At 58.8% G+C, this 23,634-nt stretch carries 23 protein-coding genes; 18 read left to right on the top strand and 5 right to left on the bottom strand.

Annotation, left to right across the window (positions count from 1 at the left end; translation table 11 throughout):
* Positions 1-127 precede the first annotated feature (127 nt).
* The 9 genes from tgt (at position 128) to miaA (ending at position 10,420) form a co-directional block, all read left to right on the top strand.
* Positions 128-1,243, top strand: coding sequence for a tRNA guanosine(34) transglycosylase Tgt (tgt, locus tag DBR44_RS09215; RefSeq protein WP_124643782.1), 1,116 nt, complete (start codon positions 128-130; stop codon positions 1,241-1,243).
* Between the two features lie 130 nt (positions 1,244-1,373).
* Positions 1,374-1,697 carry a preprotein translocase subunit YajC gene (yajC, locus tag DBR44_RS09210; RefSeq protein ID WP_124643781.1) on the top strand — a complete coding sequence of 108 codons (324 nt, stop codon included), beginning with the start codon at positions 1,374-1,376 and terminating at the stop codon, positions 1,695-1,697.
* Positions 1,698-1,764: 67 nt separating this feature from the next.
* Positions 1,765-3,606 carry a protein translocase subunit SecD gene (gene secD, locus DBR44_RS09205; RefSeq protein WP_124643780.1) on the top strand — a complete coding sequence of 614 codons (1,842 nt, stop codon included), beginning with the start codon at positions 1,765-1,767 and terminating at the stop codon, positions 3,604-3,606.
* A 14-nt stretch (positions 3,607-3,620) separates the two neighbouring features.
* On the top strand, positions 3,621-4,556 hold the full coding sequence (secF, locus tag DBR44_RS09200) for a protein translocase subunit SecF (RefSeq protein ID WP_124643779.1): 936 nt from the start codon (positions 3,621-3,623) through the stop codon (positions 4,554-4,556).
* A gap of 85 nt (positions 4,557-4,641) precedes the next feature.
* Complete coding sequence (locus tag DBR44_RS09195; protein ID WP_124643778.1) at positions 4,642-5,286, top strand: DedA family protein; 645 nt, start codon at positions 4,642-4,644, stop codon at positions 5,284-5,286.
* Positions 5,287-5,364: 78 nt separating this feature from the next.
* On the top strand, positions 5,365-7,278 hold the full coding sequence (mutL, locus tag DBR44_RS09190) for a DNA mismatch repair endonuclease MutL (protein ID WP_124643777.1): 1,914 nt from the start codon (positions 5,365-5,367) through the stop codon (positions 7,276-7,278).
* A gap of 25 nt (positions 7,279-7,303) precedes the next feature.
* Positions 7,304-7,861: a thymidine kinase gene (locus tag DBR44_RS09185; RefSeq protein WP_124643776.1), complete on the top strand. Its 558-nt coding sequence runs from the start codon at positions 7,304-7,306 to the stop codon at positions 7,859-7,861.
* Between the two features lie 81 nt (positions 7,862-7,942).
* Complete coding sequence (sbcB, locus tag DBR44_RS09180) at positions 7,943-9,370, top strand: exodeoxyribonuclease I (protein WP_124643775.1); 1,428 nt, start codon at positions 7,943-7,945, stop codon at positions 9,368-9,370.
* A 72-nt stretch (positions 9,371-9,442) separates the two neighbouring features.
* Complete coding sequence (gene miaA / locus DBR44_RS09175; protein WP_124643774.1) at positions 9,443-10,420, top strand: tRNA (adenosine(37)-N6)-dimethylallyltransferase MiaA; 978 nt, start codon at positions 9,443-9,445, stop codon at positions 10,418-10,420.
* A gap of 132 nt (positions 10,421-10,552) precedes the next feature.
* On the opposite strand, the gene DBR44_RS09170 is transcribed toward miaA, so the two are convergent.
* A complete protein-coding gene (locus DBR44_RS09170; RefSeq protein WP_059286794.1) occupies positions 10,553-10,900 on the bottom strand; it encodes a RidA family protein in 348 nt (115 codons plus the stop codon).
* Between the two features lie 399 nt (positions 10,901-11,299).
* Complete coding sequence (locus DBR44_RS19930; RefSeq protein WP_255424580.1) at positions 11,300-11,434, bottom strand: hypothetical protein; 135 nt, start codon at positions 11,432-11,434, stop codon at positions 11,300-11,302.
* 188 nt (positions 11,435-11,622) lie between these two features.
* Here DBR44_RS19930 and DBR44_RS19490 point away from each other — a divergent pair, with 188 nt between their 5' ends.
* From DBR44_RS19490 to DBR44_RS09155, 3 genes are all read left to right on the top strand, one after another.
* Positions 11,623-11,766 carry a hypothetical protein gene (locus tag DBR44_RS19490; protein ID WP_158613586.1) on the top strand — a complete coding sequence of 48 codons (144 nt, stop codon included), beginning with the start codon at positions 11,623-11,625 and terminating at the stop codon, positions 11,764-11,766.
* A 325-nt stretch (positions 11,767-12,091) separates the two neighbouring features.
* The gene (locus DBR44_RS09160) at positions 12,092-13,732 is read left to right on the top strand and encodes an Nramp family divalent metal transporter (RefSeq protein WP_124643772.1); all 1,641 of its coding nucleotides are present in this window, start codon (positions 12,092-12,094) and stop codon (positions 13,730-13,732) included.
* A 126-nt stretch (positions 13,733-13,858) separates the two neighbouring features.
* On the top strand, positions 13,859-14,563 hold the full coding sequence (locus tag DBR44_RS09155) for an MgtC/SapB family protein (RefSeq protein WP_124643771.1): 705 nt from the start codon (positions 13,859-13,861) through the stop codon (positions 14,561-14,563).
* Positions 14,564-14,627: 64 nt separating this feature from the next.
* Here the strand turns inward: DBR44_RS09155 and DBR44_RS09150 are convergent, their stop codons facing one another.
* Positions 14,628-15,803, bottom strand: a complete 1,176-nt coding sequence (locus tag DBR44_RS09150) for a fatty acid desaturase (protein WP_124643770.1) — start codon at positions 15,801-15,803, stop codon at positions 14,628-14,630.
* Positions 15,804-15,946: 143 nt separating this feature from the next.
* Here DBR44_RS09150 and DBR44_RS09145 point away from each other — a divergent pair, with 143 nt between their 5' ends.
* Complete coding sequence (locus DBR44_RS09145) at positions 15,947-17,545, top strand: YdgA family protein (protein ID WP_124643769.1); 1,599 nt, start codon at positions 15,947-15,949, stop codon at positions 17,543-17,545.
* An 88-nt stretch (positions 17,546-17,633) separates the two neighbouring features.
* Here DBR44_RS09145 and DBR44_RS09140 read toward each other — a convergent pair whose 3' ends face one another.
* Positions 17,634-17,834, bottom strand: a complete 201-nt coding sequence (locus tag DBR44_RS09140) for a (2Fe-2S)-binding protein (protein ID WP_124643768.1) — start codon at positions 17,832-17,834, stop codon at positions 17,634-17,636.
* Positions 17,835-17,915: 81 nt separating this feature from the next.
* On the opposite strand from DBR44_RS09140, the gene DBR44_RS09135 reads away from it, so the two are divergent.
* The 5 genes from DBR44_RS09135 to DBR44_RS09115 all read left to right on the top strand — a co-directional run bounded on the left by DBR44_RS09135 (position 17,916) and on the right by DBR44_RS09115 (position 22,607).
* Complete coding sequence (locus DBR44_RS09135; RefSeq protein ID WP_124643767.1) at positions 17,916-18,362, top strand: NUDIX hydrolase; 447 nt, start codon at positions 17,916-17,918, stop codon at positions 18,360-18,362.
* Positions 18,363-18,385: 23 nt separating this feature from the next.
* Positions 18,386-18,940, top strand: a complete 555-nt coding sequence (locus DBR44_RS09130; protein WP_124643766.1) for a hypothetical protein — start codon at positions 18,386-18,388, stop codon at positions 18,938-18,940.
* Entirely contained in the window at positions 18,937-20,013 is a 1,077-nt protein-coding gene (gene mnmA, locus DBR44_RS09125; protein WP_124643765.1) for a tRNA 2-thiouridine(34) synthase MnmA, read from the top strand. Before DBR44_RS09130 ends, mnmA begins: the two co-directional genes overlap by 4 nt.
* Positions 20,014-20,288: 275 nt before the next feature.
* Positions 20,289-21,335 (top strand): fimbrial protein, encoded by a 1,047-nt coding sequence (locus DBR44_RS09120; protein ID WP_124643764.1) that lies wholly within the window; start codon positions 20,289-20,291, stop codon positions 21,333-21,335.
* 237 nt (positions 21,336-21,572) lie between these two features.
* Positions 21,573-22,607 (top strand): fimbrial protein, encoded by a 1,035-nt coding sequence (locus DBR44_RS09115; protein ID WP_158613585.1) that lies wholly within the window; start codon positions 21,573-21,575, stop codon positions 22,605-22,607.
* A gap of 119 nt (positions 22,608-22,726) precedes the next feature.
* Here the strand turns inward: DBR44_RS09115 and DBR44_RS09110 are convergent, their stop codons facing one another.
* Entirely contained in the window at positions 22,727-23,503 is a 777-nt protein-coding gene (locus DBR44_RS09110) for a helix-turn-helix transcriptional regulator (protein WP_124643762.1), read from the bottom strand.
* Positions 23,504-23,634: the final 131 nt, after the last annotated feature.

Genomic DNA, 23,634 nt, shown 5'->3' with positions numbered 1-23,634 from the left:
TGCCTGTCGTCGAGTTGGCAATACTAGCGATGACGCCCGAAAAAAGCAAGGCCATTTTTAGCAAAAACACCGTAGCCGCCTGCTTCCTGTATACTAGCGCGCTGATTTTGCATAACAAATACACCATATGCTGAAGTTTACCGTACACAAAACGTCCGGCGGTGCACGCCGCGGGACTCTGGAACTCAACCACGGCACCGTGGAAACCCCGGTTTTCCAGCCGGTGGGCACCTACGGCTCGGTCAAGGCCATGAGCCCGGTGGAGCTGAACGATATCGGCGCGCAGATCATTCTGGGCAACACCTTCCACCTGTGGCTGCGCCCGGGGCTGGAGGTCATCGAGCAATTCGGCGGCCTGCACGACTTCATCGGCTGGGACAAACCCATCCTGACCGACTCGGGTGGCTTCCAGGTATTCAGCCTGTCCGACATGCGCAAGCTGACCGAGGAAGGCTGCACCTTCCAAAGCCCCATCAATGGCGACAAGCTGTTCTTGAGCCCGGAAATCTCGATGAAAATCCAGACCGTGCTCAACTCCGACATCGTGATGCAGCTGGATGAATGCACGCCGGGGCAGGTGGATCATGCTACCGCGCAAAAATCGCTACAAATGAGCCTGCGCTGGGCCGAGCGCTCGCGTCGCGCCTTTGACGATCTGAAAAATCCCAATGCGCTGTTCGGCATCGTGCAAGGCAATTTGTACACCGACCTGCGCCAGGAATCGCTGGAAGGCTTGCTGCAGGTTGGCTTTGACGGCTACGCCATCGGCGGCCTGTCGGTGGGCGAACCCAAGCCGGAAATGTACCGCATGCTCAACGAGCTGAACGGCATGTTGCCGGCCGACAAGCCGCATTATCTGATGGGCGTGGGCACACCGGAAGACCTAGTGCATGGCGTGGCCAACGGCATCGACATGTTCGACTGCGTGATGCCCACCCGCAATGCCCGCAACGGCTGGATTTTCACCCAGCACGGCGACATCAAGATCAAGAACGCACGCTACAAGGATGACAAGAAGCCGCTGGACGAAGAATGCGCCTGCTACGCCTGCCGCAACTTCAGCCGCGCCTATCTGCATCACCTGCACCGCGTGGGTGAGATTCTGGGCGCACGCCTGAACACCATTCACAACCTGCACTACTACCAGGAGCTGATGCGCGAAATGCGCAAGGCCATCGAGGAAGACCGCTTCGAAGACTTCCGCCTGGAGTTCGCCGACAAGCGCGCACGCGGCGTGTCGTAAAGCGCGGGAACCTGCCACTTCGCCAAGCGGTCTGAGCCTGCGTTCAGGCCGGAAGGTTGGAAAAGACACGCAGCGTGGCTACAATGGCCCGTTTGTTTCACCATCAACACTATAACAAGGGAGCAAATCCATGCCCTTTATTGACAAGGCTTTCGCCGCTGGCACCGCACCGGGCGGTTTTGACATCATGTCTTTCCTGCCGATGATCGTCATTTTCGTACTGTTCTGGTTCCTGATGGTTCGTCCGCAGCAGAAGAAAATGAAAGAGCATCAGAAGATGCTGTCGGAAATCCAGAAGGGTGATGAAGTAGTTACCCAGGGTGGCATTCTGGGCCGCGTCGTCAAGACCGGCGAGCAGTTCCTGACCGTAGAAATCGCCAATGGCGTGGAAATCAATGTGCAGCGCCCGGCCGTTACCGGCAAGGTGGAAAAGGGCACGCTGAAGTCCCTGTAATCCCCAGGACGGCCGCCCGGCCCGCAAGCCGGGCGGTCAGTTTCGTTTCCTACCTCCGATATCACTCATGAACCGCTATCCTCTCTGGAAATACCTCGTCATTGCGGTAGCCCTGATCATTGCCACGATCTACACGCTACCCAACTTCTACGGCGAGACTCCTGCGGTACAGGTCTCCAGCACCCGCCAGTCCATCACCGTGGACACCGCCCTGATGGGCCGCGTGGAAGAGGCACTGAAAGCCCAGAACATCAGCCCGGACGGTCTGTACCTGGACGGCAGCAGCCTGAAGATCCGCTTCAAGGATGCCGACACCCAGATCAAGGCGCGTGATGCCATCCAGCACGCGCTGGGCGACAGCTACATCATCGCGCTCAACCTGCTGCCGGCCTCGCCGCAGTGGCTGGCCGACCTGAAAGCCTACCCCATGTTCCTGGGTCTGGATTTGCGCGGTGGCGTGCACTTCCTGCTGCAGGTGGACATGCAGGCGGCCATCGACAAGACCATGGAACGCTACGCCGGCGACATCCGCCGCGAGCTGAAGAACAAGCAGGTGCGCTACGGCAGCATCAAGCGCAACGGCAATGTGCTGGAAGTGCAGCTGCGTGATGCCGACACCCTGAAGGCCGCGCAAAATGTGGTCAGCCGCACCCTGCCCACCCTGGTGGTGAGCAGTGATGATGCCGCCTACAAACTGACCGCCACCCTGAAGCCGGAAGAAGTCACCAAGATTCAGGGCGATGCCGTCAAACAGAACATCTCCACCCTGCACAACCGGGTGAATGAACTGGGCACGTCCGAACCCATCATCCAGCAGGCTGGCCCCAACCGCATCGTGGTCGAGCTGCCGGGCATCCAGGATACCGCCCGCGCCAAGGACATCATCGGCCGTACTGCCACGCTGGAAGTACGCATGGTGGAAGACGACCAGGGCAAGGTCAGCGACGCGCTGGCCGGCAATATTCCGGCTGGTTACGACCTGCTGGACGAAGCCACCTCGCATGGCGCCAGCAAGATTCTGGTGAAAAAAGATGTCGAGCTGACCGGCGACAACATCAACGACGCGCAAGCCGGCTTTGATGAAAACGGCGCACCGGCAGTCCACATCAATCTGGATTCCACTGGTGCCTCCATCTTCCGTCAGGTGACTGCTGAAAGCATCGGCAAGCGCATGGCGATGATTCTGGTGGAAAAAGGCCGTGCCGAAGTGGTGACCGCTCCGGTTATCCGCTCGGAAATCGGTGGTGGCCGTGTACAGATCTCCGGCAGCATGAACCCGGCCGAAGCCAATGACACCGCCCTCTTGCTGCGTGCCGGTTCGCTGGCCGCGCCGATGAACATCATCGAAGAGCGTACTGTCGGCCCGAGCCTGGGTAAGGAAAACATCGAGAAGGGCTTCCACTCCACCCTGTGGGGCTTTGCCGCCATCGCGGTGTTCATGGTGATCTACTACGGCGTGTTCGGGGTGTTCTCTGCCCTGTCGCTGGCCGTCAACGTGTTCCTGCTGCTGGCCATTCTGTCCATTTTGCAGGCCACCCTCACCCTGCCCGGCATCGCCGCCATTGCGCTGGCACTGGGTATGGCGATTGACGCCAACGTGCTGATCAACGAGCGTATCCGCGAAGAACTGCGCAATGGCGTACCGCCGCACTCGGCCATCCAGGCCGGTTACGGCCACGCCTGGGCCACCATTCTGGACTCCAACGTCACCACCCTGATCGCCGGCCTGGCCTTGCTGATTTTCGGCACCGGCCCGGTACGTGGCTTTGCCGTGGTGCACTGCATCGGCATTCTGACCTCGATGTTCTCGGCAGTGCTGGTTTCGCGCGGCCTGGTGAACCTGTGGTACGGCCGCCGTCGCAAACTGACCTCGCTGGCCATTGGCCAGGTGTGGAAACCTGAGAAATAAGGACAGGACAGATCATGGAGCTTTTCCGCATCAAACGGGACATCCCGTTCATGAGCTACGGCAAGCTGACCACGGCAATTTCGCTGGTCACCTTCATTCTTGCCGTGTTCTTCCTGGCCACGCGCGGTCTTAACTACAGTGTGGAATTCACTGGCGGCACGGTACTGGAAGTGCAATACCAGCAATCGGCCGACCTGAATCTGATCCGCGACTCGGTCGACAGTCTGAAGCTGGGTGAGGCTACGGTACAAAGCCTGGGCAGCAGCAGCGATGTCATGATTCGCCTGCCGAACAAGCCGGGCACCACTTCCGCCCAGCTGTCGGAAAAGGTGATGAGCCTGCTCAAGGCCAAGGACAGCACCGTGCAACTGCGCAAGGTCGATTTTGTCGGCCCCAGCGTGGGTGAGGAGCTGGTGACCCACGGCCTGACCGCCGCCATCCTGGTGTGTCTGGGCATCATGGCCTACCTGGCCATCCGCTTCGAATGGCGCTTCGCCGTGTCGGCCATCATTGCCAACATGCACGACGTGGTGATCATCCTCGGCTGCTTTGCCTTCTTCCGCTGGGAATTCTCGCTGACCGTACTGGCCGGCGTGCTGGCGGTGCTGGGCTATTCGGTGAATGAATCGGTGGTGGTGTTCGACCGTATCCGCGAGAACTTCCGCAAGCCGGGCCTGCGTGGCAAGACCACCGCCAGCATCATCGACAACGCCATTACCGCCACCATGAGCCGTACCATCATCACCCACTTCTCGACCGAGATGATGGTGGTGTCGATGCTGGTTTTCGGTGGCCCGGCACTGCATGGTTTTGCCATGGCACTGACCATCGGCATCATCTTCGGTATTTACTCTTCGGTACTGGTCGCCAGCCCGATCGCGCTGTGGCTGGGTGTCAGCCGCGAGCACATGGTCAAGCCGGTCAAATCGAAAGAGGAAGCCGTGGTCTGAAGCAGAGCACGTCCTAAGCAATACACACTGGCCGGCTTGTCCGGCCGGTTTTTTATCCGCCTACAGCCAACCACGACGGTGACTCATGGAAGCCATCACTTTCCTGCTCGACTTCATCCTGCATATCGATGTCCACCTGACCCAGCTGGTCGTCCAGTACGGAGTGTGGATCTACGCCATCCTGTTTCTCATCATCTTTTGCGAAACCGGGCTGGTGGTTACCCCCTTCCTGCCGGGCGACTCGCTGCTGTTCGTTGCCGGTGCACTGGCGGCCATGGGCAAGATGGACGCCCACCTGCTGGTACTGTTGCTGACACTGGCCGCCATTCTGGGCAATAGCGTCAATTACGCCATCGGCCGGCATCTGGGCGCGAGCCTGCTGCAGCGTTTCCCGCGGCTGATCAAGCCGGAATACCTGGCCAAGACCCATGCTTTCTACGACAAGCACGGCGGCAAGACCATCATCTTTACCCGCTTCGTGCCCATCATCCGTACCTTTGCGCCCTTTGTGGCCGGCATTGGCAGCATGGGCTACCGCCAGTTCACGCTGTACAACGTGACCGGTGCCGTGCTGTGGGTAGCCGGCTTCTGCTATGCTGGTTATTTTTTCGGCAATCTGCCCTTCATTCGCAAGAATCTGGAATACCTGATTTTCGGCATCATCTTCGTCTCCTTCCTGCCGGCCATCATCGAAGTATGGCGCCACAAGCGCGCGGCACAACGCCAGTAAGCCTTGCCTACTCCCGCCAACGGTGGCGGGAGTATTGCCCTACCCTTTCAGCCAGTCCGGCACTATCATGGCCTGCATATGAAACGCATTCACAAGCTCCCAGATCACCTCGTCAACCAGATCGCCGCTGGCGAAGTGGTGGAACGCCCCGCCTCCGCCCTCAAGGAAATGCTGGAAAACAGCCTGGACTCCGGTGCCAGCAAGATCACGGTCGACCTGGCCCAGGGCGGCATCAAGCTGATTCGCGTCACCGACAACGGCAGCGGCATTACCGCCGATGATCTGCCGCTGGCACTGGACCGCCACGCCACCAGCAAGATTGCCTCGCTGGATGACCTGGAACAGGTCGGCACCCTGGGCTTTCGTGGTGAGGGACTGGCCAGCGTGGCCTCGGTATCGCGCCTCACCCTGACCAGCCGGCCGGCTGACAGCAGCCACGCCTACCAGATCATCGCCATCGATGGCCAGTTGCACCCGGTGGAACCGGCCGCCCACGCGGCGGGCACCAGTGTGGAAGTGGTAGACCTGTACTTCAACACCCCGGCGCGGCGCAAATTCCTCAAGAGTGAAAACACCGAATACGCCCACTGCGAAGCCACTTTCGAACGCATTGCCCTGGCGCATCCGCAAGTCGAGTTTCTGCTGCGCCACAATGGCAAGGTAATCTGGCGCTTGCCGGCGCAAGACCTGGCCGAGCGTGTTGGCGCACTGCTGGGCAAGGATTTCATCAGCGAAGCCATTGCGGTGGAGACCTCCGCTGGCAGCATGACGCTGAGCGGTTTTGTTGGCTCGCCCACTTATTCCAAGGCCAGCCGCGACGCCCAATATTTCTACGTCAATGGCCGCTTCGTGCGCGACAAGACCGCCCAGCATGCGCTGCGCCAGGCCTACCGCGATGTACTGCATCACGACCGCCACCCGGTGTATGCACTGTTCCTGTCGATGGACCCGGCCGGGGTGGATGTGAATGTGCACCCCACCAAGATCGAGGTGCGCTTTCGCGAAAGCCAGGCCATCCACCAGTTTCTGTTCCACAGCATCAACAAGGCACTGGCCGCCACCACCGCGGGCAGCAGTTCCCCCGTGCCAGCCCAGGGCGAGATCAATCAGGACACCATGCAAGGCAGCCGCTCCGCAGCCGAACCGCAAGCAGCCCTGTTTCCGCCGCGCGCCCCTCTGTCGGCCGCAACGCCCGCCAGCAGTGCCAGCGGCCATACCCCGGTGCGCCCCTTCAGCTATCAGCAGCAGAGCATCCCGCTGCATGTGGCACGCGAGGCCATCGGCACCTACGACAAGATGTTCTCCGGCCTGCGCGAAGAAGAAAACCGCAGCACGCCAGCTAGCGACAACCTGCCAGCCATGCTGTCGCCGGCCCAGTTGCAGGCACTGCCACAAGCCAGTGAAGGCATTCCGCCGCTGGGCTTTGCCCTGGCCCAGTTGCACGGCGTCTATATCCTCAGTCAGTGCGAAGACGGGCTGATCGTGGTGGACATGCATGCCGCTCACGAACGCATTGTCTACGAACGGCTGAAAACCGCGCTGGAAGCCGACATCATCCCCATGCAACCCTTGCTGCTGCCGGTATCCTTTGCCGCCGACCGCATGGAAGTGGCCACGGTGCACGAGCATGGCGAGCAGATGAAACAGCTGGGCGTGGAGCTGGCTCCGCTCTCCCCCACCCAGATTGCCGTGCGCGGCGTGCCGGTATGGCTGCAGGATGGCAACCCGGTGGATCTGGCGCGGGCCGTGCTCAAGGATGTGCGCGAATTCGGCCTCAGCCAGGTGCTGACCGAACGGCGCAACGAATTGCTGGCCACCATGGCCTGCCACGGCGCAGTACGTGCCAACCGCCAGCTGACGCTGACTGAAATGAATGCCCTGCTGCGTGACATGGAAAACACCGAGCGCTCCAACCAGTGCAATCACGGCCGCCCCACCTGGTCGCGACTGGGCATGAAGGACCTCGACAATCTGTTCATGCGCGGGCGCTGAACCACTTTTTATTTGAAACAGACGTATGGCCAAACTGTTTTTCCGCTACGCCGCCATGAACAGCGGCAAGAGCACCCAGCTGCTACAAATCGCCAATAATTACGAGAGCATGGGCAAGCAGGTGGCGCTGTATACCGCCGCCATCGACGACCGCTTCGGCGTGGGCATGATTTCCTCGCGACTGGGCATCCAGCGCCAGGCCCGCACCTTTGCCGACCATACCGACTTCCTGGCCGCAGACCTTGCCGGCATCAGTTGCCTGCTGCTGGATGAAGCGCAATTTCTCAGCCCACAGCAGGTGTGTCAGCTGCATCGGCTGGCGCATACCCGCAATATCCCGGTGATCTGCTTCGGCCTGCGGGTGGACTTTCAGGGCCACCCCTTCCCCGGCTCCACCTGGCTGCTGACCCGCGCCGAGGAGATTGAAGAAATCAAGACCATCTGCACCTGCGGCAAGAAGGCCACCATGCATATCCGCATCAATGCCGATGGCAGCCGGGTGGTAGAGGGCCCGCAAGTGGAGATTGGCGGCGAAGCACGCTATCGCGCCGTCTGCGGCCGCTGTTTTCATCAGGCAGACTGAGGCCGCCCACCGCCGCGCCTTGGCCCGTGGGCACATCGCTGCCACACTCAAGGCCCGGCCACCCACCGAGTGACAGCCTCCATGCATACTTTTTTCTGGCACGACTATGAAACCTTTGGCGCCGTGCCGCGCCAGGATCGCCCTTCGCAGTTTGCCGGGATACGTACCGATGCCGAGCTGAACGAAATCGGCGAACCGGTGATGCTGTACTGCCAGCCGGCACCCGATTACCTGCCAGCGCCGGAAGCCTGTCTGCTCACCGGCATCACGCCGCAACACTGCCAGGCCCATGGCGTGGCCGAGCATGAATTCGCCGGCGTGATTGAACGCGAACTGGCCGCGCCGGGCACCATCGGTGTGGGTTACAACTCCTTGCGCTTCGACGATGAGGTCAGCCGCTTCCTGTTCTGGCGCAATCTGATCGACCCCTATGCGCGCGAATGGCAGAACCAGTGTGGCCGCTGGGACATTCTCGATCTGGTGCGCGCCACCTACGCGCTGCGCCCGGAAGGCATCGAATGGCCGCAGCACGAAGATGGCCGCCCCAGCTTCAAGCTGGAACACCTGTCCACCGCCAATGGCCTGGCGCACGAAGCCGCCCACGATGCGCTGTCCGATGTGCGCGCCACCATTGCGCTGGCCAGGCTGATCAAGCAAAAGCAGCCCAAGCTGTTCGACTACTATCTCACCCTGCGCAAGAAAGACGCGGTCAAGGCGCAGCTGAACCTGCACCAGCCGCGCCCGCTGCTGCATGTGTCCGGCATGTATGGTGTGGAGCGCGGCAATATGGCGATTGTCTGGCCACTGGCCCAGCACCCCACCAATGGCAATGAAGTGATTGTGTGGGACCTGGCTTTCGACCCGGCCATGCTGCGCGGCCTGAGCGCCGACACCATCCGCCAGCGCATCTATACCCGCAGCGAAGATCTGCCAGAAGGCATGACACGGCTGCCGCTCAAGACCATCCACATCAACAAGTCCCCCTTCGTCGTCGCCAATCTCAAGGTGCTGAGTGCAGATCGCGCCACACACTGGGGCGTGGACATGGCGGTGATTGAGACCCATGCCGCCAGCGCCGCGGTCCTGCCCGACCTCAGCCCCATCTGGCGCCAGGTCTACCGCCGCGAAGCGGGCGAGGCGCGTGATGTGGACGAAAACCTGTATGGCGGCTTTGTCAGCAACAACGACCGCAAGGTGCTGAACAAGCTGCGACTGAAATGTGCCGCCCAGCTCACCAGCGAAATGGCCTTTTTTGAAGATGCCCAGCTGGGCGAGCTGCTGTTCCGCTACCGTGCGCGCAACTTTCCCAGCAGCCTGTCTGGCGAGGAGAGCCAGCGCTGGCAGCAATGGTGTCGGTACAAGCTGGATGAAGGGCTGGGTGGCCGCAGTCTGGCGCAATTCCAGCAGGAGATGGCAGCGGCACGCGAGCGCGAGCTGACGCCGGCCCAACACGCCATCCTGCAACAACTGGATAGTTACGCGGCCAGCCTGCTGCCGCAAAACCACTAACAGGAGGTTCCGGGGCGGCTACAGCTGTGCGACAATCCCGCCCCGGACCCTGCCAGCACTAAAGACCACACCATGTCACAGACACCCGACGCCATCCTGTTGATGGGCCCCACCGCCTCCGGCAAGACCGGCCTCGCGCTAGAGCTGGCCCGCCATTTCCCGGTGGAAATCATCAGCGTGGATTCGGCCCTGGTGTATCGCGGCATGGACATCGGCAGCGCCAAGCCCAGTGCCGAGGAAATGGCGGCCTGCCCGCATCACCTGATCGACATCATCAGCCCGCTGGAAACTTATTCCGCCGCCCAGTTTCATGCCGATGCCAACCGACTGATCCACGAAATCCGTGGCCGTGGCAATATGCCGCTGCTGGTCGGTGGCACCATGCTGTATTACAAAGCGCTGCTGGAAGGCTTGTCCGACCTGCCACAAGCCGACGCCGCACTGCGCGCCGAACTGGATACCGAAGCCGGCACCATCGGCTGGCCAGCCATGCACGCCCGGCTGGCCGAGCTGGACCCGGACACCGCCGCCCGCCTCAATCCCAACGACGCACAACGCATTCACCGCGCGCTGGAAATCTGCCTGATCAGCGGCCAGACCATGTCCAGCCTGATTGCCCGTGGCAAGGAAGCTGCGGCCGACTTTAACTGCCTGCCGCTGGCACTGGTGCCGGAGGAGCGCAGCTGGCTACACCAGCGCATTGCCCAGCGCTTCGACCTGATGCTGCAGCAGGACTTTCTCGGCGAAGTACGCCGCCTGCGCCAGGACTACCCGACACTCACGCCCGAGCTGCCCTCGATGCGCTGCGTCGGCTACCGCCAGGCCTGGGAGTATCTGGACGGCCAATGCAGCGAAGCCGAATTCATCGAACGCGGCGTGGCGGCCACCCGCCAGCTGTGCAAACGGCAGCTCACCTGGATGCGCAGCCTGCCGGTGATTCCGGTCAGCGCCCAGCGCGCCGACCTGGCCGACAGCGTATTGCAGGCCTGTAGCGATTTCATCGCCGGCCAGCCGCTGGCGGACAGCCTGCGCTATCCCGGCAGCTTTTAAGAGCTGCCAACAAAAACCGGCTGCTGCATTACCCCAGGGACGCGGCCCCATGTTTAGCCGCTCTCAGTCGGCCAGCAGCAGACAAGAAAAAACCCGCCGCAGCGGGTTTTTTCATCTTCAGCCAAATACGGCTTAGCTGGCAGCCACCAGCTTGATTTCCACTTTCCACGCCGGGTTGGCCAGCTTGGCCTCCACCGTGGCACGGGCCGGCACATTGCCAGCCGGCACCCAGGCATCCCAGGCGGCGTTCATGGCGTCGTAATCGGCCAGACTGGCCAGGAAAATGGTCACATCCAGAATCTTGCTTTTGTCCGAACCCAGCTCGGCCAGCAGGGTGTCAATCTGGGCCAGCACATTGGCAGTCTGCGCCTGGGCATCGGCCTCGGTGTTTTCCGGTACCTGGCCAGCCAGGAAAATCATGCCATTGCAAACGGCCGCCTCGGCCAGACGTGCGCCCTGCTTGTGACGATAGATGCTCATGCTGCTTCCCTCTTGCTACGGATGGTGGGTAAAACAGCGATTTTACCGAGAATACAGCTGACTGAAAGCCTGTTTTCAATAGCACACAGGCATGAATCGCCCTTCAGTCCGGCTTGCCGGGCGCTATTTTGTCGAATGTGCAAAAAAATATAAAAGCAGCGTTGATATGGCAAAAAGCATGGGAATAGAATCCGGCCTATTCCATTTTTCAGGTTTACTGCCTTGGACTGCCAGAGTCGTCAACAACGTTTTCAGTTTACTCGGTAAGACACGCGTCGTATTCCTTCGCCGCCGTTCTGCCGAATAAGCAGGCCGGTGCGCTTCCAGTTTTCTTGCAGCACACCCCCAAAAACCAGTAGTTCAGCCTTGCGCTCTGCCCTCTTTGCCTGGCAAGCCGGCCTATGGCTTTTGCATACCAGCCAATGCGGCGTATTCGGCCCGATAGCGCATCGCCGCCTGATCTGCCTCAACAGCCGGCTTGCGCATGACATTGCGCAGCGCTTGCTCACGACGCACACCGATCAGCCAGGACATACATTCAGGCTGACGGGCAGCAATACTTTACCCAGCCGCGTCCACGCGACGGAAAGGAGCCGCCATGCCATCTGACAGTTGTCGATGTGATTGCCGTACCGTTACGCCATTTTGCCAAACGGGAAGTGCCACCATCGCCTGAGATGATCGCGATCAAGCACTACCCGGAATACTCCAGGAGTCTGATCATGCACTACGCCATGCTGCTTTCCTCCAGCCAGGAGCGCGAAGTCACCCTGCCGGACAACTTCAAGCTGTACCAAGAAGACGAAAGCCTGTGGGCCTGCCTCGCCAGCAAGCTGCAGGCACTGAAACTGAAGTTTTTTCATTGAAATTGCCCAGCTTGCTGGCAAAGAAAGGATAAACATGGACCCCTACCCCAGTAGCGCGGTCGTACTGAGCGGCAAGGTGCCGCCAGGCCGGATGAGGGTGCGCTAACCACCAACCTCTTCCCCCCTGTCCGCCTCCCTTCCTTCAGTGCGACCTCCCCGCACGCCGGCCTTCCCGGCCACACCATATTGATCTTGCAGCGATTGCCCTGTTTCAGGATGCCTAGATATCTTCTCTTGTCCGCACACAAGAAAACACATCTATGCGCTCAGAACTGCCGGCTTCTGCTGCCTAATGCTTGCAAAAAGCATACCCAGGGAGTATTGCATGTCCAAAAACGAAAACCAGGCAGCCGTGCTGGATAGCGCCCACGTGGGCGATATCAAGGGGGCATTCGGCACCATCCACCACGACGACACTGTCGCCCGCAAGGGCTGGATGGCCAAATTCAAAACCCTGCTCGCCATCCTTGGCCCCGGCCTCATCGTGATGGTCGGCGATAACGATGCAGGCGCTTTCAGCACCTACGGCCAGGCCGGGCAGAACTACGGCACCTCGCTGCTATGGACGCTGGCCCTGCTGATTCCGGTCATCTACATCAGCCAGGAAATGGTATTGCGCCTGGGCGCGGTAACCGGCGTGGGCCATGCCCGGCTGATTCTGGAGCGCTTTGGCAAATTCTGGGGTGCATTCAGCGCCATCGACCTGCTCCTGCTCAATGCGCTGACCATCGTCACCGAATTCATCGGCATCAGCCTGGGCATGGACTTTCTCGGCGTATCCAAGATCACCGGTGTCTTGCTGGCCGCGCTGTTCATCATGCTGTCCGCCAGCACCGGGGATTTCCGCCGCTTCGAGCGCTTCTCGCTGCTACTGGTATTCGGCAGCCTGATCCTCGTCCCCATTTTCGTGATGGTGCACCCGCCGCTCAGCCAGGTTGCCCACGACTTTGTCGTGCCGCAGATGCCACCAGGCGGCAAGCTGTCCGACGTCATGCTGCTGATCATCGGCATTGTTGGCACCACGGTTGCCCCCTGGCAGCTGTTCTTCCAGCAAAGCTATATCATCGACAAACGCATCACCCCGCGCTTCATCAAGTATGAACGTGCCGACTTGTGGCTGGGCATTGTGCTGGTGATTGTCGGGGCGGTGGCAATGATTTCCTTCACCGCAAAAATCTTCATGGGCCACCCGGAATTCGGCAATTTCCAGGATGCAGGGGCCATCTGTGCCGGCCTTGCCAAATACTATGGCCGCCTGCCTGGGGTGCTGTTTGCCATTGCCCTGATCGACGCCAGCATCATCGGCACCATGGCGGTATCGTTGTCCACCGCCTATGCCCTGGGCGATGTACTGAGTCTGAAGCACTCGCTGCATCGCAAGCCGGGGGATGCCAAGGGCTTTTATGCCATGTACTGCGGCCTGATCATCCTGGCAGCTGCGCTGGTGCTGCTGCCGGGCGTACCGCTGGGCCTGCTGACCAATGCCGTGCAGACGCTGGCCGGCGTACTGCTACCCAGCGCCGTGGTATTCCTGCTGATTCTGTGCAATGACAAGGAAGTACTGGGCCCCTGGGTCAACAACCGCCTGACCAACCTGATTGCCGCCGCCATTGTGGCCGTACTGGTGCTGCTATCGGTCATCTTGACTGCTGCGGTGGTATTCCCCGACATCTCCAGCGAAACCATCAGCAACATCCTGATTGGCGGTAGCGTATTGGGCCTGATCATTGCCATTGCCGTGAATGTGCTGCATGCCCGCGAAGAAATGGAAAGGGGCCAGCAGGCCAATCACAAAGCGCACAAGCGCGATGTACAGCATCGCCATGACTGGCGCATGCCGGCACTGGACAAGCTGAAACCCATGGTACTGTCCAGCCGCAACAAGCTATGGATGTCGGTACTACGGACTTATCTGCTCGTCGCCATGGGCATGGTGATTTACAAGGTGATCATTTCCCTGGTCTGAACCCTGCCGGCAGGCACCCTTGCCTGCCAAAGCGGAGCGGCACCCCCGGCGGCGTGCCGCTCATTCACCAGCTTGCAATCGTCATCTGTTATATCCATCAGGCGGAAACCGACAGCAGGAGAGCACATGCATTTCGACTTTGCCACTTTCACCCATTCCTTTATTGCGCTGGTCACGGCCTTTGTGCTCGGCTCAGCCATCGGCTACGAACGCCAGGTGCGCCAGCGTACCGCCGGCCTGCGTACCAATGCCCTGGTCGCCGTGGGCGCGGCGGCCTTTGTTGATCTCGCCATGCGGCTGGGCGGCAATGACGGTGCCACCCACGTGGTGGCATACGTGGTATCTGGCGTGGGTTTTCTGGGTGCCGGCACCATCATGAAAGAAGGGCTGAATGTGCGTGGCCTGAATACTGCCGCCACGCTATGGGGCTCGGCCGCGGCCGGAGCCTGCGCCGGGGCCGGCCTGCTGGATGCTGCGCTGCTGGACGCCGTATTTGTACTCGCGGCCAACACCCTGCTGCGGCCGGTGGTGAATTCAATCAACCGCACACCGCTGGACGATGAGCACAGCGAAGTCACCTACCAGCTTTGTGTAATCAGCGCTGAGGAACAGCAGAAACTGGCCTTCACCCTGATCGACCAGTTGCTGGAGCAGGCGCAGTACCCGCTGGGCGATATGAATGTCGAGCCGTTTGGCGATGATGATGTGGAAATCACTGCCACCCTGCTGTCGACATCGGCCGATTCGGCAGTGCTGGAGCAGATTGCCACCCAACTGGCCGCCAAGCCCTATATCAAGCAGGCCTACTGGAACCAGAGCATTACCGAGTAATACTGTCCTGCCCATGAAAAATCCCGCCAGCGGCGGGATTTTCTGTGTGCGGCAAAGCTGCTGTTTAAGCTAGCGCCGTCATGCGCAGACTCTGGGCAAAACGCTCCAGTGCGGCAATCCCGGACTGCTCGGCCCGCACACACCAGTCCTGCAGCTCATGCAGCAACTGTTCGCGGCTGAGCGAGGAACGCTCCCACAGCCGGCACAGCTCCTGACGCATGGTGTAGACGGTATGCAAGGTTTCGCTATGTTGCAGCACCACAGCCAGCTGCGCCTTGTCGCAAGACGGCGTGTCCTTGGCATCCTGCTTCAGCCATACCTTCATCTTGCGCGCCATATCATCCATGTCCGGCAAGCTGATTTTTTCCAGCTCGCTGCGATACACCTCTTTCAGCTCGCGGGCGTAGCGCGAGGCAATGGCGTAGCGGTTGGAGATGATGGCCTGCAGATGTTCCAGATCCAGCTGCGTCCGGCTGGCATCCTGCGCCAGGCGCGGTGCCACCCGGCGTACCTTGGCCAGATGGCAAATTTCCAGCAGGCGGATATACATCCAGCCAATATCAAACTCATACCACTTGTAAGACAGCTTGGCCGAGGTGCCGAAAGTGTGGTGGTTGTTGTGCAGCTCTTCGCCGCCCACGATGATGCCCCAGGGAATGAGGTTGGTAGAGGCATCTTCGTTTTCGAAGTTGCGATAGCCCCACCAGTGACCCAGGCCATTGATGACACCGGCGGCCCAGAAGGGAATCCACAGCATCTGTACCGCCCAGATCGACAGACCGGCCGGGCCAAACAGCAACAGGTCGATGGCCAGCATCAAGATGATGCCCTTGCCGAAATGCGGCGCATACAACTTGCGCTCCAGCCAGTCGTCCGGTGTGCCATGGCCAAACTTGTCCATGATGGACTGGTCCTTGCAGGCGGCGCGGTACAGCTCCACCCCTTCCCACAGTACTTTCTTGATGCCAAGAATCTGCGGGCTGTGCGGGTCTTCTGCGGTTTCGCACTTGGCATGGTGTTTACGGTGAATGGCCGCCCACTGCTTGGTGACCATGCCAGTGGTCAGCCACAGCCAGAAACGGAAAAAGTGGCTGGCAAGCGGATGCAGGTCCAGCGCGCGGTGCGCCTGATGGCGATGCAGGAAGATGGTGACCGACACAATGGTGATATGCGTCAGGATCAGTGCAGCAACGATATATCCCCACCACGGGAGATCAAGCAAACCGTTAAGCCAATGCATGAGGGCCGGCAACCTTGTAATTTGGACAATCCTCCATTTTAACTAATTGATCCAACAGTGTCAGACTGTTTTCTACGGTTCGACTTGTGGCGCGCTTGGTGTACCATAGGGCCTTATTCCACACACCCTTCAGAAAAACGCTTGTGTTGCCAAAACGACGTCTGATTATTGCGGGAGCCACTCTGGGTGGCCTGTTGGTGTTCAATGGGGCCGCCGCCTTCTGGGCTGGCATGAAAGCCGAGGACACGCTGGAGGAACAGCACAAGATGCTGGCCAGCCTGCCGCTGTTCAAGGTGAAGTCCCACAGCTATGACCGTGGCTGGTTCTCCTCCACCGAAACCACCGAGCTGGAGTTCAACCGCCGCCTGTCCGGGCCGTATGAAAACATGCTGCCGGACAACTTCAAGCCGCTGCTGAACTCCACCATCAAGTTCACCCACCACATCAAGCATGGCCCCTTCCCCGGCCTGTCCAGCCTGGACTTCCGTCCTGCGCGGGCGCTGGTCACCACGGAATTTGCCATGAGCGATGCCACCCGCAAGACGCTCAAGACCTTTTTTGGCGACAAGGACCCGATTACCGTCACCAACCGGCTGGGCTTTGGCGGCGGCGGCGAACTGAACGTCAACATTCCGTCCTTCGATTACGAAGAGACCCTGTCCGGGGTGAAGATGAAATGGAAAGGCTTCGACCTGAAGCTGGACTATGCATCGGGCTACAAGGAATACAAGACCGAAGCCAATTCGCCGGGCTTCCTGCTGGAAGCCTCCAGCAAGGGCAGCCTCGCCTTTGACGGCGTGCGTTATGTCTCGGACATCCGCCCTGGCAGCACCGGCATCAAGCTGGGCACCAGCGAACTGACCGTGGGCAATGTGCAGCTCAACTGGAAGGACAGCGTTCCCTACAGCATCAAGCTGAACGAACTGGTCTACCTGATGACGCGCATGCGTGTGGGCGAATTCATCAACCCGTCCGGCGAATTCAAGCCATCGGCCGTGTCGCTGAAGAACTTCCGCTACCAGATTGTCAGCAGCGAACAGGATGAATTCATCAATACCCGCGGCAAGCTGGATTTTGCCGAATTCAACTACAACGACCAGCGCTATGGCCCGTTGCGGCTGGATGTGTCGGCCAACCACCTGCACGGCCCCACCTTGCTGAAGCTGGATCAGGCCATCAGCCAGATTCCGTTCGAAGGCGTGGACCCGGCAGTATTGCGCAAGCAGTACATCGACACCATCAAGCACACCGGCATTCCGCTGCTGACCAACAATCCCAAGCTGGTGATCAACGACTTCTACCTGAAGATGCCCAGTGGCGAAACCACGCTACAAGGCAGTCTGGGCCTGAATGGCCTGCAGGAAGCAGACCTGAACAACTCCACGGCCTTCCTCAAGCGCTTTGAAGTTGAGGCCAAGCTCAGCCTGCCGCGCAAGACGCTGGAAAACCTGGTGGTTGCCCAGGCGCGCACCCTGTTCATGGTGGACCAGAGCGCCGAAGTGCAGCCGAACATGAGCGAAGTGGAAGATCTGGCGCGCAGTCTGCTGGATAGCCAGCTGGCGCAATGGAAGGACGAAAAGTTCATCAACGAAGACAAGGGGCAGATTTCCACCCAGCTCAACTACAAGGGTGGCAACCTGGCCATCAACAGCAAGAAGGTCAACCTGCCATGGGAAGAGCAGGAAGACCCGGCCCCGACCGCCTCAGCACCAGCAGCCAAAGCTGCCAGCGCCGCCAAATAAGCGGGTGACCGACGTAACAAAGGGGGCTAACGCCCCCTTTTTCATTCCCGCCGATATTAAACCGACACGATCAGCACTACGAGCCGAATCAGGCCGCTACCCGTGCCGGATGGCCAGCACCCAGTTGCTGCAGGGTTTCCTTACGCAGCTGGTTGGCACAGCAGGCACACTTGCCGCAATCGGCTGCCACGCCCAGCTCGGTGCGCAAATCGCACATGCGGGTGGCGCCGTCTTCCACCGCACGGCGGATCTGGCTATCGGTGACGGCATTGCACAAGCAGACATACATGGCAGCAACCTGAAATGAGAATAATTATCGATATAGTATTTTCAAATAATAACGATTGTCAATTAGATTGAGGTAAGCGTCATGCAATGGAAACCCAATACCACAGTCGCCACCATCGTTGAGCAAGATGGCCGCTATCTGCTGGTGGAAGAAGAAACCGAATACGGCCTGCGTTTCAACCAGCCGGCAGGGCATCTGGAACATGGCGAAAGCCTGTTTGCCGCCGCCATCCGCGAAACGCGCGAAGAAACCGGCTGGGAGGTGGAATTACAACACCTGGTCGGCATCTATATGGTGGACAAGCCCGACAGCGACATTACCTGGCTGCGCTTTGCCTTTGCTGCACGGGCCATTCGCCATCATCCGGCAGAAAAACTCGACACAGGCATTGTCAGCGCGCACTGGCTTACCTACGATGAGATCGCCGCCCGCCTGTCGCAACACCGCAGCCCGGTAGTCATGCACTGTCTGGATGACTACCGGCTGGGTAAACGTTTCGCTCTGGATCTGATCCATCATCAACCCTGAAACGGGCGGCAAGGGAGAAACCCTTGCGCCATCTGCTCTATCGTTTCCTGTTCGTGCTGACGCTGCTGGATATGACCGCAGGGGCCGCGCATGCGGAGCCTTTGCAGCTCTGTTATGATTACGGCTGCGCCAAACAGCTGGAAATGGAAATTTCTGGCGAGGCCCGCGACTGGCTGGCCGGACTGTTTGACGACCTGCATGACGCCACCATCGAACGCAGCCAGATCCAGCACGCGGTGCAGGCGCTGTATCTGCTGGCGGCTCAGGACAGCCCCCTCTGGCACGACAAGGGTGCCGATCGTTTCGACAACGATGCCGATGGCCGCATGGACTGCATAGACCACAGCCATAACGACTCGGCCTTTCTGCACTATCTGGCGGCACAGGGCTGGCTGCATTTTCACCGGGTCGACGCCATCGTGCGCCGCACCCGCTATCTGGTGGCTCAGCATTTTGCCAGCCACATCATCGAGCAGGACACCGGCCAGGAATGGGTGGTGGACAGCTGGTTCAATTCATTCGGGGAACCACCGGTCGTGGTGCCCCTGGCTCTCTGGAAAGAAGGATTTTCCCCGTGACGGGTAAGAAACGTATTGTCGTCGGCATGTCCGGCGGTGTGGATTCGTCGGTAACCGCCTGGCTGCTGCAGCAGCAGGGGCATGAAGTCATCGGCGTATTCATGCAGAACTGGGAAGACGACAACGACGACGAATACTGCTCCATCAAGCAGGATGCGCTGGATGCCATGAGCGTGGCCGACATCGTCGGCATCGACATGGAAATCGTCAACTTCGCCAAGGAATACAAGGACCGCGTGTTCTCGTACTTCCTCAAGGAATACTCGGCTGGCCGCACCCCTAATCCGGACGTGCTGTGCAATGCCGAAATCAAGTTCAAGGCCTTTCTGGACTACGCGCTGGAACTGGGCGCCGACTGCATCGCCACCGGCCACTATGCCCGCAAAATGGAGCGCGACGGCCTGCACTACCTGATGAAGGCGGTGGACCACACCAAGGACCAAAGCTACTTCCTGTATCGCCTGCAACAACACCAGCTATCGCGTGCCATGTTCCCGCTGGGCGACATCCGCAAGACCGAGGTACGCAAGCTGGCCGAGGAAGCCGGGCTGCCGACTGCAGCCAAAAAGGACTCCACCGGTATCTGCTTCATCGGCGAGCGACCCTTCCGTGAATTCCTGCAACGCTATCTGCCTACCCAGCCGGGCCAGATGATATTGCCGGATGGCAAGGTGGTCGGCGAGCACATGGGGCTGATGTACTACACGCTGGGCCAGCGCAAGGGCCTAACCATAGGCGGCAGCAAGGATGGCAATGGCGAGCCGTGGTTTGTCGCCGGCAAGGATATTCCGGGCAACAAGCTGATCGTGGTGCAGGGTCACGACCACCCGCTGCTGCTCAAGCCCACGCTGGCGATGAGCGACCTGTCGTGGACGCTGAATGGCGCACCGGCAGCCGGCGAGTACGCGGCCAAGAACCGCTACCGCATGGCCGATGCAGCCTGCTCACTGTCCCCGGTAGTGGATGGCCAGGCTACGCTGACCTTCCGCGAAAAACAGTGGGCGGTCACCCCCGGCCAGTCCGCCGTGCTATACGACGGCGATATCTGCCTGGGCGGTGGCATCATCCAATAAACGAAATATGGCCGGTAGCAAAAACTACCGGCCTACCTCACCAGCCTTTAGCGCAATAGCCTTCCCCCACCCTCCGCAGTACCCTTCACGCTGTAACTTCACTTCGGCAATTTCTTAGCTAAAATCAAGATGCAGAGTCCTATAGTCTGAGCTGATCAACCTATCAAAGACGGACTTAATATGATATTGCCCCTGAACAAGCACTGATACCAAAACCATACTGAAATATTTATTTACCATCCTTCCCGTACAGGTAAAACTCTGAAGGAAAGGCAATGCTGATGAAAAGAAAGATGCTTTGCCTACACAAGGGCCTACTTGTTATCGGACTGCTACTTTTCAGTTCGCTTGCCCACGCCTATTGCAGCAAAAGTGGTAGCGGCACACTCAATTTCAGCCCCACAGTCAATATCGGACGCGACCTCCCCATCGGCACCATTCTGGCCAGTGCAAAAATCAGCACGGCCATCACCTGCGATAGTCGTGGTTTTACCGCAGCAGGTAGTGTAGATGCCTCATGGCGCACTTATCCATCCAAAAACAATGTGGACTATGGGGCCAGCAGTGTCACGAATGTCCGCAACACGACAACGCCTGGCATAGGTATGCGTTGGGATAGCTTAAGCTCTGCAACAGGTGTTACCGTAACGTGGACCCAATATCCAGTCAACAATATTCCCGTCGGCGTTGGCCGTGGCCTGCCTACTCCGCCATCAATAAGCTCTTCCACCACCACCACCCTTACCGACACGATTTATCTGGTCAAAACCGGAGCAATAAGTAGCGGCACCCTGAGCCCAATCACCTTGCTGATGGATTATGAAGGTGCCCAGAGTTATGCCCAGCAAGGCTTGCTCTACAGCTTGAACACAGCGACCACACCATCCTTCCAGGTCAATACCTGCTCAGTCAACAGCAACGCCCTTAATGTCACGTTGCCACCCATCTACACGAATACCCTGCCATTTCCCGGCGACACCACGGGAAATACCTCTTTCAATATCACGCTGTCCTGTCCGCAAACAACCAAGCTCTATATCACGTTCACCGACACCAGCAACCCAAGTCAAACCAGCAATATCCTGAGCATGAAGCCTGACTCGACCGCATCGGGACTGGCATTGCAGATCAAACAAAATGGCCAGGCAGTATCATTTGGCCCAGACTCCAATCTACTGGGCAATACCAGTCAACTGTTAATCGGTGACATTACCGGTAATATTTCACTGCCTTTCAGTGTCAATTACATCCGCACCACCAGCAGCCCATTAGTTGCAGGAGCGCTGACAGCCGTTGCATCGTTTACCCTTTCTTATCAATAACAGACGTAGACAGGCTGGACGGATGATCACGTCCATACGCCACAGACAGCGGTAACGCCACTCAGCCAACCAAGGGCTTGGCTGCATCTACAGAACAATCCGACCGCACCTCGTCCATTTCAGCCATGATAACTACAGAAATTTCTTAGCAAAAAAACCATCACCAGTATCTATATTGTCAATCGCCCAGCTGTCATGAAAGACAGTTCTGCCCTGCCCATTCACTAGGCGATGACAATGAAATTACCGCTATTTTCTTTACCGCACCGTTGGCTGTTCTCAGTATTATTATTTTGCCTCAGCCCGATTACTTCTGCCTATTGCAGTGCCAGTGGTAATGGTTTACTTAACTTTACCCCGCTAATCAATATCGGACGCGACCTTCCCATCGGCACCATCTTGGCTAGTGCAAAAATCAGCACAGCCGTCACCTGCGATAGTCATGGTTTTGTCGGCCTTGATGCCTCCTGGCGTGCCTATCCGTCCAAAAACAATGTGGATTATGGTGCCAGCAGCGTCACGAATGTCCGTAACACGACAACCCCCGGCATAGGCATACGCTGGGATAATTTAAGCTCTGCGACAGGCAGCACCGCCATCTGGACCCAATATCCACTGAACAATATCCCCCTCGGAGTTGGACGCGGCCTACCTACACCACCATCCCCTCCCGCCACCATGACCACTACCTTTACTGACACGATTTATCTGGTCAAAACCGGGCCTATCTCAAGTGGTACCATCAGCCCGATCGCTTTACTGACAGATTACGAGGGCAGTATATCCTATGCTAAACAAGGCTTGCTCTACAGCTTAAGCACTCCGACAGCGCCATCTTTCCAGGTCAATACCTGTACAGTCAGCAGCAGCGCTCTTAATGTCACACTACCCGCCATTTACAATAATGCCATGCCATCCCCTGGTGATATTGCGGGGAATACCCCCTTCAATATTCCAGTGAACTGCCCACAAACCACCAAGCTCTATATCACATTTACAGACAGCAATAATCCAGGTCAGACAGGTAATATGCTGAGCCTACAGTCTGGCGCAACCGCTTCGGGACTCGCATTACAGATCAAACAAAACGGCCAGGCCGTATCATTTGGCCCTGACTCCAACGTGCTTGGCAATACCAATCAACTATTAATCGGTAACACTACGGGTAGTATCTTGCTTCCATTCAGCGTCAACTATATTCGCACCGCCAACGGTCCATTGATTGCAGGCAAGCTAACGGCACTGGCTTCTTTTACTTTTTCCTATCAATAATCATTGGCACCGACAGCATGATTATTGCAAAGTCAGAATAAGCCGGTGCGACATCTATCCGGCTGGCAACATCACCCAGCACACCAAATATCCCAAGGCCTGCCACGCGCAGGCTTTTTTCATGCCCGACTGGCGCGCAGGAATACCGAGAACAACTCGGACTGTGAGTTGATGCCCAGTTTGCTGTACAGATGCTTCTTGTGTACCCGCACGGTTTCCACCGATATCTGCAGGCGCTGGGCAATGGCCTTGCTGGAATGCCCGCTCAGCATCAGCTGCGCCACCTCGTTCTCACGTAGCGTCACCCCCTGCCCTTCCAGCCCGCCATGCACGGTCGCAGGTGGCACGGCGACCGGCTTGGCCGTGCTCGTTTGTTCAAAGTGCAGGCGCTGGCGCATCAGCGCCACCACCCAGGGCTGCAGCAGGCTCAAAGTCGCCATCTGCTGCGGTGAAAAGCGCTGGCCGGCTCCCAGCGACAGGCATAGCGTGCTGCCATCTTCACGCGGCAGGTTGAACTGCACTTCGTCCTCGACAATGTTCAGGCTGAAATAGCGCTGGTAGTAGTCGGTAAAGGGAAAGCGATCCGGTGCCACCTCGTCCAGCCGCAGCAGCCCGGCATGGCGATGCTCCAGGCTGGCCACATAAAACGGGTCCAGCCGGTACAGCCCCTGCAGATAATCCTGGAACAGCGTATCCACCCCACCATCGGCCATGGCCTGCTCGGCCAGTACCTGCGGCGGCTGCTGGGGGAAAAACAGCAATACCACCCAGCTGTCAAACGCCACATAATCTGCCAGCACACCCAGCAAGGCCGGCCAGAATACCGGTTTGTCCAGCTGATCAATCAAGCGCCCCACCGTGCGGTGCCAGGCGATATCCTGTAGTTGCAATGCCATGACTACCCCAATCTGGTTACCCACTTGATGTAATTTTCATACGCTTAACAGCAGCTGATACTGAGCCCTGCGCTGACAGCCTCTCAAGCTAGCACGCTTCCAGACTCTCCAACAGCCTCCCTGCCGCCAAC

Origin of the sequence: Aquitalea sp. FJL05 (genome assembly GCF_003852595.1) — a bacterium.
Lineage (GTDB): Bacteria > Pseudomonadota > Gammaproteobacteria > Burkholderiales > Chromobacteriaceae > Aquitalea > Aquitalea aquatilis.
The sequence above is the reverse complement of the archived record's forward strand: the minus strand, read 5'-3'. Positions and strand labels throughout refer to the sequence as shown.